11 protein-coding genes and 1 tRNA gene are annotated in these 9,882 nt (G+C 41.5%); 10 read left to right on the top strand and 2 right to left on the bottom strand.

Annotated elements, in window-relative coordinates:
• From IM485_RS02515 to IM485_RS02470, 10 genes are all read left to right on the top strand, one after another.
• On the top strand, window positions 1-758 hold a 758-nt coding region (locus IM485_RS02515), incomplete at its 5' end, for a calcium-binding protein (RefSeq protein WP_287741041.1).
• 511 nt (window positions 759-1,269) lie between these two features.
• On the top strand, window positions 1,270-1,917 hold the full coding sequence (locus IM485_RS02510; protein ID WP_238141974.1) for an SH3 domain-containing protein: 648 nt from the start codon (window positions 1,270-1,272) through the stop codon (window positions 1,915-1,917).
• Between the two features lie 569 nt (window positions 1,918-2,486).
• Window positions 2,487-2,972: a DUF29 domain-containing protein gene (locus IM485_RS02505; RefSeq protein ID WP_104396564.1), complete on the top strand. Its 486-nt coding sequence runs from the start codon at window positions 2,487-2,489 to the stop codon at window positions 2,970-2,972.
• 105 nt (window positions 2,973-3,077) lie between these two features.
• A complete protein-coding gene (locus IM485_RS02500) occupies window positions 3,078-3,977 on the top strand; it encodes a lysophospholipid acyltransferase family protein (RefSeq protein WP_287741038.1) in 900 nt (299 codons plus the stop codon).
• 141 nt (window positions 3,978-4,118) lie between these two features.
• Window positions 4,119-4,895, top strand: coding sequence for a 3-oxoacyl-[acyl-carrier-protein] reductase (fabG, locus tag IM485_RS02495; protein WP_002775997.1), 777 nt, complete (start codon window positions 4,119-4,121; stop codon window positions 4,893-4,895).
• A gap of 219 nt (window positions 4,896-5,114) precedes the next feature.
• Window positions 5,115-5,882 carry a proteasome-type protease gene (locus IM485_RS02490; RefSeq protein ID WP_002754509.1) on the top strand — a complete coding sequence of 256 codons (768 nt, stop codon included), beginning with the start codon at window positions 5,115-5,117 and terminating at the stop codon, window positions 5,880-5,882.
• Between the two features lie 31 nt (window positions 5,883-5,913).
• Window positions 5,914-6,651, top strand: coding sequence for a sulfite exporter TauE/SafE family protein (locus IM485_RS02485; RefSeq protein ID WP_104396523.1), 738 nt, complete (start codon window positions 5,914-5,916; stop codon window positions 6,649-6,651).
• A gap of 119 nt (window positions 6,652-6,770) precedes the next feature.
• Complete coding sequence (locus IM485_RS02480; protein ID WP_104396524.1) at window positions 6,771-7,190, top strand: tetratricopeptide repeat protein; 420 nt, start codon at window positions 6,771-6,773, stop codon at window positions 7,188-7,190.
• On the top strand, window positions 7,183-8,070 hold the full coding sequence (locus tag IM485_RS02475) for a M48 family metallopeptidase (protein WP_192575988.1): 888 nt from the start codon (window positions 7,183-7,185) through the stop codon (window positions 8,068-8,070). The genes IM485_RS02480 and IM485_RS02475 overlap by 8 nt, the downstream gene beginning before the upstream one ends.
• A tRNA-Leu gene (locus IM485_RS02470) sits at window positions 8,049-8,133 on the top strand. The genes IM485_RS02475 and IM485_RS02470 overlap by 22 nt, the downstream gene beginning before the upstream one ends.
• Before the next feature lie 154 nt (window positions 8,134-8,287).
• On the opposite strand, the gene IM485_RS02465 is transcribed toward IM485_RS02470, so the two are convergent.
• The gene (locus IM485_RS02465) at window positions 8,288-9,301 is read right to left on the bottom strand and encodes a DNA cytosine methyltransferase (RefSeq protein ID WP_287741035.1); all 1,014 of its coding nucleotides are present in this window, start codon (window positions 9,299-9,301) and stop codon (window positions 8,288-8,290) included.
• 211 nt (window positions 9,302-9,512) lie between these two features.
• Window positions 9,513-9,737, bottom strand: coding sequence for a DUF4926 domain-containing protein (locus tag IM485_RS02460; protein ID WP_287741033.1), 225 nt, complete (start codon window positions 9,735-9,737; stop codon window positions 9,513-9,515).
• Between the last annotated feature and the right edge of the window lie 145 nt (window positions 9,738-9,882).

The following is a 9,882-nucleotide window of genomic DNA, read 5'->3' as shown; positions in this document are numbered from 1 at the left end:
CTGGTAATGATGTCATTATTGGTGGCGGTAGTGAGGACAAACTTAACGGTGGTAACGGTTCCGACCAATACGTTTATACCGGCTATCAAAGTAATGAGTGGAGTACCTTTGAAGGCTATGACACCATTACGGATACAGGAACAAGTGGCACAGATACCATCATCGCCAAAGGTACTGGTAATGTGGATATTGGTCTCAAGAGTTTTGGGGTTAATAGTGGCATTGAAACCATCGACGGTACAGGAGTAGCAGGAAAAGTCACCATCGTCGGTGATTGGAGTGACAATACCCTCGACTTCTCTAATACTGCTTTTGTCGGTGGCAATATCCAAATTCATGGCTATTGGGGGAATGATACTATCACCGGTAGCACTGGTAATGATGTCATTATTGGTGGCGGTAGTGAGGACATTCTTATCGGAGGATTAGGGTCAGATGAACTAACGGGAGGTGAAGGTCGGGACCGTTTTATCTTCAACACCGTTGATGAAATCGGTCAAGGTGCAAACCAAGACAATATCCTCGATTTCAATACTGGTCTTGATACTATTGACATCTCTGGTATTGATGCCAACTTCCTCAACGATGGTAATCAGAGTTTCACGTTTATTGGTGCCTCGGATTTTTCAGGTCAAGCGGGACAACTGCGCTTTTACGGCGGTCTCCTTTCCGGGGATACCAACGGTGATGCAGTCAGCGACTTTCAATTGGCGGTCGCTGGAGTGTATAGTTTACCTGTCACCAGTATAGTGCTGTGACATCCTCTGGTTTGAGGCAATAAGCTCTTAGTGCATTTAACTGAGTGTCAGCAGAAGTCCCATCACTAAAAGCGAGGGACTTTTGCTGATACCAGATTAAATTGTATTCAGAGCAGATAAAGCATCAAGGATGAAGGGAAATCCCGTGGGAGAAGCAACCCTCTGGGGTGTTATACCATTTCTCTAAATGAAAACTACACATCGAATTTAAGTCACCCTTTTTAAGGGGGATTTAGGGGGATTAAACTTCTGTAGTCAGACTTTGGAGAATTGGTATTACTTCTTAAACAATTATCTTTCGCTCTCGGTTTTTGCTCTGTTCTTTCCCCTTCCTAGGGGTTTATTCTCCAAATCCTGCTTGATCATTACTTTCTAAGTAGCTGGTTATAATTAAATTAAAAATGGATTTTGCCTTTAATCCCCCCTTAATCCCCCCTTAATAAGGGGGGCATCTGACAACTTTTAACGCCTACCTACTTATTACTCCTCTAAACAATAATTCAAGATGAGAATGTCAAACATTTTAAAAACCAGCTTACTCAGTTTAACAATTTATAGCTTGATCAACCTTTTCTCCATAAAAACACAAGCAGAAATGGGCGATCCGAATGGTTCCAATAATCAACCCCAAACAGGCTGGACACTATGGCAACGTTGGGATAAATTAACCGATGCAAATATAGATTTCGGTTTCTCCAATATGGACTTAGGAGCAGGACTAGAATTACAGCAATTATGTTTTGGCGAAGTTGACACCCCCAATGCAGAGAAGAAACAACAAGAAACCTACTGGTGGAGATTAGATAATGACATCAATCAAATAGGTTCGGGAAAAATACAATATGGCTGTTGGATAAATGGTCAATTCAAAGGCACTAATACTGTTACTGCCTATAACACCTCTTTAGGAACTGTTCCTTGCTTGCGCGTTAATAGTTCCGTGAAAAATGGCTTAATAATTTATGAAGACTCTACCACTAATTCCCGTCATTTAGGCATCGTTAAAAGTGGACAAATTGTTCAAGGAGAATCATTTCCTTTAATCATCTTTACCACCAATGATAATCTGAACTGGGTGGTCATAAAATCACCACAAGAAGGCTGGATATTAACGGGAAAAACCGGCATCAATGAAAATGTTTCTTTATGTAAAAACTAAAAACTTAACCTACGGAAAAATTGGGTTTATAGCTCCTAATCAAGAATTGAAAAATAACTTCTTAGGTATCCCCCCTACCTCCCCTTTCAAAGGGGGAAACCGAAGGCGAGGGGATTGCGTAAACCGTCCTCTATTCCTTCAACCACGCCAAAAAATCTCTCTACTCGCGCTTAGAAATTAATTGAATGGAAACATCCTTTCCCTAGCTGAGAGACTATCGGTCTTAGAGTCGTTTCTAGCGTTGGGTTTCATGCTTCAACCCAACCTACTTTGAAGCGCACCGCAGCACAGGAGGAGTGTAAAGTCAACTATTTTGGCGAAAATTAATCTTTTTTACATTTATTTAGGGATAATGGCAGTTAGTTACTGTAAGGAGGGGCGGTAATTTTTCCCGTGTCACTATCAAAATTAGAAGAAAGTCGACTAATATATAGCGGTTCTCGCATCTGTGCGGCACACTTAAACCTTTGCTGATTAAGCTGTTCAGGATCGGGAATGTACCTCTTGTGAATCAGAAACGCTATATATATGAGGGTGCTTATTTCCTATTAAAAACCGCCAACAATGCAATGAAAACTTTAAATCAGAATCCCTGGCAAGTAGAGGGAGGAGAAACCCTACCCCTACTTTACGAAATTGATCAACATCTTTGGTTAGATAAAACAATAAAAATCCTCAAGGAAAATCGCTTAGATGAATTAGATGTAATCCATTTAATTGAGGAATTAGAAAGCTTGAGTAAAAGAGATAAAAACCGAGTCAGTAGCTTACTTGAACAAGTGATCAGGCATTTATTACTTTTACAATATTGGACAACAGAAGCAGAAATAAATCGGAATCATTGGCGAGCGGAAATTATCAGTTTTCGCACGCAATTAAGAAAATATTTAACGACGAATTTACAGAATTATTTAGCTGAGGAATTACCGATAATCTATCAGGATGCTTTCGATTATGTTCAACAAAAAACTGGTTTTTCTGGCGATTTTCCCTCAGAATGCCCTTACAGTTTAGAACAGTTATTAGATAAAAATTGGTTCAACGGTGAAGATTAGACATTAAAAATGATAGAATTATCGAGGAAAGCCGTTCTAAAACGATGGGTTTTTTAACCGAAATTTGCGATAATAAGGTGCGATTAAATTATCAACTTGGCATCAATGCAGATTTTTAGCTCTTTTGTCTCATCTACGGCCACTTTTGCCGAATTATCCCTACAAGCAGCCAAGGCCCCTGTTGATACCCTCACCGGTTGGTCATTAGAGGATCGCGATCCGCAAGTGATCGAAAAATTTGTCCCCCTTCTGGATTGGTTTTATCACCATTATTTTCGGGTTAAAACCGATGGTTGGGAAAATATTCCCCCCTCAGGACAGGTATTATTCATCGGCTCCCATAACGGCGGTTTAGCGGCTCCTGATATGTTTATGATGATGTATGATTGGTTTCAACGCTTTGGCAGCGAACGCTTAATCTATGGTTTGATGGATTCGCGAGTCTGGCGAGTTTTTCCACCCCAAGCTAGTCTAGCGGCCCAAATGGGGGCCGTTCATGCTCATCCCAAAATGGCGATCGCTGCTTTGAATAGTGGCGCTAGTGTCTTAATTTATCCAGGGGGTGCTACGGATGTTTTCCGTCCCCACAGTTTAAGAAATAAAATTCATTTTGCCGGTAATCAAGCTTTTGTTAAACTAGCTTTACAGTACGAAGTGCCGATTATTCCCGCCATCTCCCACGGCGCTCACTCGACTCTGTTTGTCCTCGAGGATATTTATCCTCAATTAAAAGAATTGCATAAAAAGGGTATGCCTTGGCCTTTCGGTATTGACCCCGGGACCTGTCCCATCTATTTCGGTTTACCCTGGGGACTAGCTATCGGTCCCTTGCCGAATATTCCCTTACCCGTATCGATACAGACGCGGGTTTGTCCCCCAATTATTTTTGAACGTTACGGCAAAAAAGCGGCCCGGGACCGCCGTTATGTAAGCGAATGTTATGAGAAAGTCTGTTATTTGATGCAGCAGCAACTCGATCAATTAGTGGCAGCCAATTCTCCCTGATACTATAGAGGAAAGTGGGGACAGAGCGATCGCGCTTGAGGATGGCTGCGGTCAGATTAACCCGCTTGTGAGATAATGAAGTGTTTTGAGCAAAGTTATCAGTACAGAGTTTTCTCTTGAGATTTGACGATTATTTGGGGAATGCAGAAAATTATGAAACTATTACCCGCAGAATGCCAGCATTTACAAGACAAAGTAGCCATAGTAACCGGGGCCTCGCGAGGGATCGGTAAAGCGATCGCCTTGGAATTAGCCAGCCAGGGTGCTACTGTAGTGGTGAACTATGCTAAATCTAGCAGTGCTGCCGATGCCGTTGTTGAAGAAATTACCGCAGCTGGGGGAAAGGCAATAGCTCTACAAGCAGATGTGGCTAAAAGCGAAGAAGTGGATAATTTAGTAGATAGTACTAAGCAAAAATTCGGTCATATTGATGTCTTAGTTAATAATGCCGGTATTGCCCGGGATACCCTAATGTTAAGAATGAAATTAGAAGACTGGCAAGCGGTCATCGATCTCAATTTAACCGGAGTTTTTCTCTGCACTCGCGCCGTCGGTAAATTGATGTTAAAACAGAAAAGCGGCCGCATAATTAACATCACTTCTGTATCTGGTTTGATGGGTAATCCGGGTCAATCTAATTACAGCGCCGCTAAAGCCGGTGTTATCGGTTTAACGAAAACTTTAGCCAAAGAATTTGCCAGTCGAGGCATCACTGTTAATGCCGTGGCCCCTGGCTTTATTGAAACCGATATGACTCATGACCTCAAAGCAGATGAAATTCTCAAATATATTCCCCTCTCCCGTTACGGAAAACCGGAAGAAGTCGCCGGAATGGTGCGTTTTTTAGCCGCCGATCCCGCCGCTATTTATATCACTGGTCAAGTCTTTAACGTCGATGGTGGCATGGTTATGGCTTAATTCAGTTATCAGTTATCAGTTATCAGTTATCAGTCATCAGTGATTAGTTATCAGTGATTAGTTATCAGATTAAAGTTTTAAGTTTTAAGCTTTAAATGATATTATTCACCGCTCAGTCTTCACTCTTCACTCTTCACTCTTCACTAATTACTGATTACTGTTCACTGATTACTGATTACTGATTACTGTTCACTGATTACTGTTTACTGATTACTGAAAATGACTTACTGTTTAGGAATTATCAATCGTTTTGGCATTGTTATGGGGGCGGATTCTCGCACGAATGCGGGAGTCGATTATATCTCGGCCTATCGGAAATTATTTGACTTTTCGGTATCGGGAGAAAGAGTAATTATGGTCTGTACATCGGGGAATTTATCGATTAGCCAAGGAGTGATTCACGAACTAAAAAGAGATCTGCACAATCAAGAGGATAAAAATCTCCATTCTCTGACTCATCTCTACGATATCGCCCACTATATCGGTGATAAAAGTCGTCAAGTACAAGCTAGGGAAAGAACTTGGCTAGAAAAAGATAATATTGATTTTAAATGTAAGTTTATTCTTGGGGGACAAATTAAAGGAGAAGAACCGCAATTATTCATGATTTATCCCCAGGGAAATCATATTCAAGCCACCAAAGAAACGCCCTTTTTACAGATAGGTGAAACTAAATACGGTAAACCGATTCTTGATCGCACTATTACCTATGATACACCCCTAGAGGAAATGGCTAAATGTGCCTTACTTTCCATCGATTCGACCATGAAATCGAATATTTCCGTCGGACCGCCTATCTATTTGAGTATGTATGAAGCGAATAGCCTAAGCCTACGTCATAAGTTACAATTGCGCCTAGGAGATCCCTACCTAGCCAAAATGCGGAAACTCTGGGAAGATTACGTCCGGCAAGCTTTCGAGGCTATGCCCAATGTGGAATGGCATTATACCGATGAAGATCCCAAAGAAGATATCATAATAGATTAAGTAACTCTTTGTGAATTAACCTTACAACTCGATGATCATTGTTACCTTGATGTTGGCAGGTAGTCTAGCTTGGTTTTTTAGTAGCCTTGCTGGTGGGGGCAGCCCCCTGATTCTACTCCCCGTTTTAGGTTGGTTTCTCGATGCTGCCGTCATTCCTCCAGTTTTGACCACGGGGATGCTAATCGGTAATGTCCAACGCATGGGAATGTATTGGCGGGCCATTGACTGGCCCTCGACGGTGTGGTATTTACCTGGCGCAATTATGGGATCTACCCTCGGCGCTTTTGTCTTTGCCCATTTACAATTCAAATGGTTGCCGCTAGTTTTGGGAATTTTTCTGGTTTTATCCTCGCTTAAACAATTATTTCCCCAACAAGAAAATCCTTTTTTTGAGATTAAAACTTGGTATTTTATGCCCTCGGGATTTATCTACGCTTTCCTGTCAGGATTAGTCGGTAGCACCGGCCCGATGATGAACCTGTTTTATATCAACTATGGGCTAGTTAAAGAACCAATGGTGGCAACAAAATCCGTTCACATGGTAGTAGTTCATGTGGCCAAATTAATCGCCTACGCAGCCTTTGGAGTTTTACATCTGCCCTTTCTCGGTTACGGTTTATTGTTAGGATTAGCGGCCTGGCCGGGCAATTGGTTAGGACAAAAAGTTTTAGAAAAAATGAGTCCCCAACAATTTAAACAAGCAGTGATGTTATTTGTTTCGATGAGTGGCCTATTGATGATCTGGCGAGAACGCGGCATCGTCTTTTAAAATTTTGCTGACAAGGGGACAAATTTTGCTAAAATACTAGATAAAGGTGATTTGTACTAGCTTTGTGTAATACGCCGATAACCGTTAAATTTGCTCCTTGATTAACCCCGCAACTGAAAATGACAGAAACCGCCAATTTTACCCTCGAACAAGGTTTAGAACGCTACCAACAGGGAGAAAGCGCCGCCAGTTTATTGCCAGAATTTAAACAATTAAGCGATCGCAGTCCCAAAAATGCCGCCGTTTGGTCCTGTTTAGCTTGGTTATATATGCTCACCGATAAACCGGAATTAGCCCTAAAAGCCGCCCAAAAAGCCGTTAAACTTGATAAAGTTTCCCCCCAAAACCGGATCAATTTGGTTTTAGCTATGTTGGAAACCAAAACCGCCGGAGTTAGGGAACATATCGAACTGGTGCAACAATTAGTTAGTTTAAACAAAGAAGTTCGCCAAGAAGTGGATGAAAATATCACCGATGGTTTAGCTAGAAAACCGGACTGGAAAAGTTTAGAACGCGTCAAAGCTTGGTTAAATGAATAAGAATATGGAATTATCAAAACAGTTATTACTCGGCTTAAAAGCCAATGATTTTCGGCATCCCATCGACCTAGAGGCCACTAATTCCCTTAAACAGTTGCCTGGGTTAGATATAGCCGTGAGAAGTTTATTAGGTTCCGTCGCTGAGGAATTCTTTTACTTAAATAATATTGCTGCTAGTGTTTTGGTGGGGGAAAAACAATTACCCGACCTGCATAATCTCCTCCTAGAAGCTTGCCGAATTCTCGACTTAGAACCACCTCAATTATACATTCAACAAAACCCCGTTCCTAACGCCTATACCTTCGCCATGCGCGGCAAAAAACCGTTTATGGTGATGCACACTTCCCTAATTGAAATGCTGACTCCCGCAGAAATTCAAGCGGTAATCGCCCACGAATTAGGTCATCTCAAATGTGAACACGGCGTTTATCTGACTTTAGCCAATATTATGGTTCTAGCGGCGGGATTACTGCCCAATTGGGGGACAATGTTAGCACAATCCCTACAGGAGAGAATGTTAGCATGGGTGCGCTGCGCCGAGTTTAGTTGCGATCGAGCGGCTTTATTGGCAGTTCAAGACCCAAAAATCGTCATGTCGGTGTTAATGAAGTTAGCCGGAGGTTCCCCCAGTCTCGCACCTTTATTAAATTTAGAGGCCTTTATCGATCAGGCCAAGTCCTACGATGCCGTCAGTGCCTCGGAAATGGGGGAAATGTTAAAGGGTTTGCAAACCCAACAGTTAACCCATCCCCTCCCCGTCCTGCGTGCGCGAGAAATCGATCGTTGGGCCAGTTCCCCCGATTATCACAATTTGTTAAAGGGGCCAAAAATAGGTTATAATGATAAGGTTAATGCCAAGGGCGAATGGCGAAATTGGTAGACGCACCACACTCAAAATGTGGCGAGGCAGCCCCTCATGTCGGTTCGAGTCCGACTCCGCCCATCAAATTAGAGTAATTTCTGGCTATTATGGTGTTGATGCTTCCATCCGACTAAACATTAATCTCACGCCGAGGAGTAGACTTTACGCCTACTGGAAACATCCTTACTACCTACCCCAATGGACGGACAAGATAGATAGGATTGGCTGAATAAATCTAAAAACCGTGTTGGATAAGGTTTTTAGATTTATTCAGCACACCTGAATTAGTTGATGCTTGCTCAATATCTAACAAAGACTCGATCACAGAATTAACCACAGCAGCTACGCAGGAAATCGCCACACTATTACCGGTTAATTTTCGCATAGTTTGATAACTGCCGACAATTTGATAATCATCGGGAAAACCTTGTAAACGTAGCATTTCTCTTGCTGTTAAACGTCTTTTCCCATCCACTAACAAATAATTATAGGATGCTCCTGCTCGCAAGGCACAGGAATAGGGATAAGCGCTGACATTACCTCCTTTATTTTCGTGCCAGATAGTCGGTTCACTATAAGGGTTTTTTCCCTCTCTTTTCAGCAGGCGACTTTTTTGAATTTTTTCGGAAGCATAATAAAAATCCGAGACATTTTCTTCTAATATTTCCGTTAAAGTTGTTCTAGATAAAGCTGGTTTTGGCCAGATAAAACCCCACGCTTCTCGGAAACCAACGATAAAAATTCGTTCTCGTTTTTGCGGTAAACCAAAATTAAGCGCATTCAAAACCCGATAATCGGTATAGTAATCTAAATCTTGCAAAGTATCGAGAATAACTTCTAAGGTTTTTCCCTGTTGATGTCCCTGCAATTGCTTGACATTTTCCAGAATAAATGCTGCGGGTTGTTTGGCTTTTAAAATGCGGGCAATCTCAAAAAATAGCGTGCCTCTGGTGTCTTCAAACCCCTTTAAATCACCACAAATACTAAAGGGTTGACAGGGAAATCCCGCCATTAAAATATCGTGATTGGGAATATCTAGGGCAGCGATTTCGGTAATATCTCCCCGGGGTTGGTCGCCAAAATTAGCCTGATAAATTGACTGAGCATCTTTATCTATATCACAGGAAAAAACACAATCAGATTCTAAGTTTTTTTGGCGACAAACTTGTTCAATCGCCACTCGAAACCCTCCCAAACCACAAAAGAGGTCAACAAAACGAATTTTTTTACTATCTTTCAGGAGATTCATTGATAGTTGAGATTGTAGCGATAGGGATATTCTCTTTGATTTTAACTTATCTAACTTTCACCAAAGAGCGGACGGTAAATATTTCATTGGCGCTTGAGAGTAACAACCTGAAAACAGTCGTCATCCCTGGGGACATACACAAAAAAAAGGATGGTGGGTTAAGCTTCTTGAACCTCAGTTTTCTAGGAAATCACAGCCAAGAATAACAGAATTATATAATTTGAAATTCATCCTGTTTAAGATTTTGAATCGATTCAATCTTGGAAACTTCTACAGCGATAACTGTATAGGCTTTTCCCTGATTATTTAACACTTCTAAAACATAGCCATCCTCTTGGCCTTCGGGATTAGGACAATAATCCACGATAATCGCGTGAGTGCCACGAGACAAATTAGATTCTGGCAAATCTTCGGTTAATTGAACTTCGGAAAACATATCAAATTGGCTCTTCTAGGTTCTGTGTGAGCATGGTATAATAGTAACACAGAACAGGAGGTGGGTTATGTGGATAAATTTTGATCAACTCCTCGATTTACCAAATGTAACAGTGGTCAATTATCAAAAAATTGATGAGACAATT

The organism is Microcystis sp. M169S2, assembly GCF_020245865.1.
GTDB classification, from domain to species: domain Bacteria; phylum Cyanobacteriota; class Cyanobacteriia; order Cyanobacteriales; family Microcystaceae; genus Microcystis; species Microcystis ichthyoblabe_A.
Note: the sequence above shows the minus strand (reverse complement) of the source record. Positions and strands in the feature narration are given on the sequence as shown.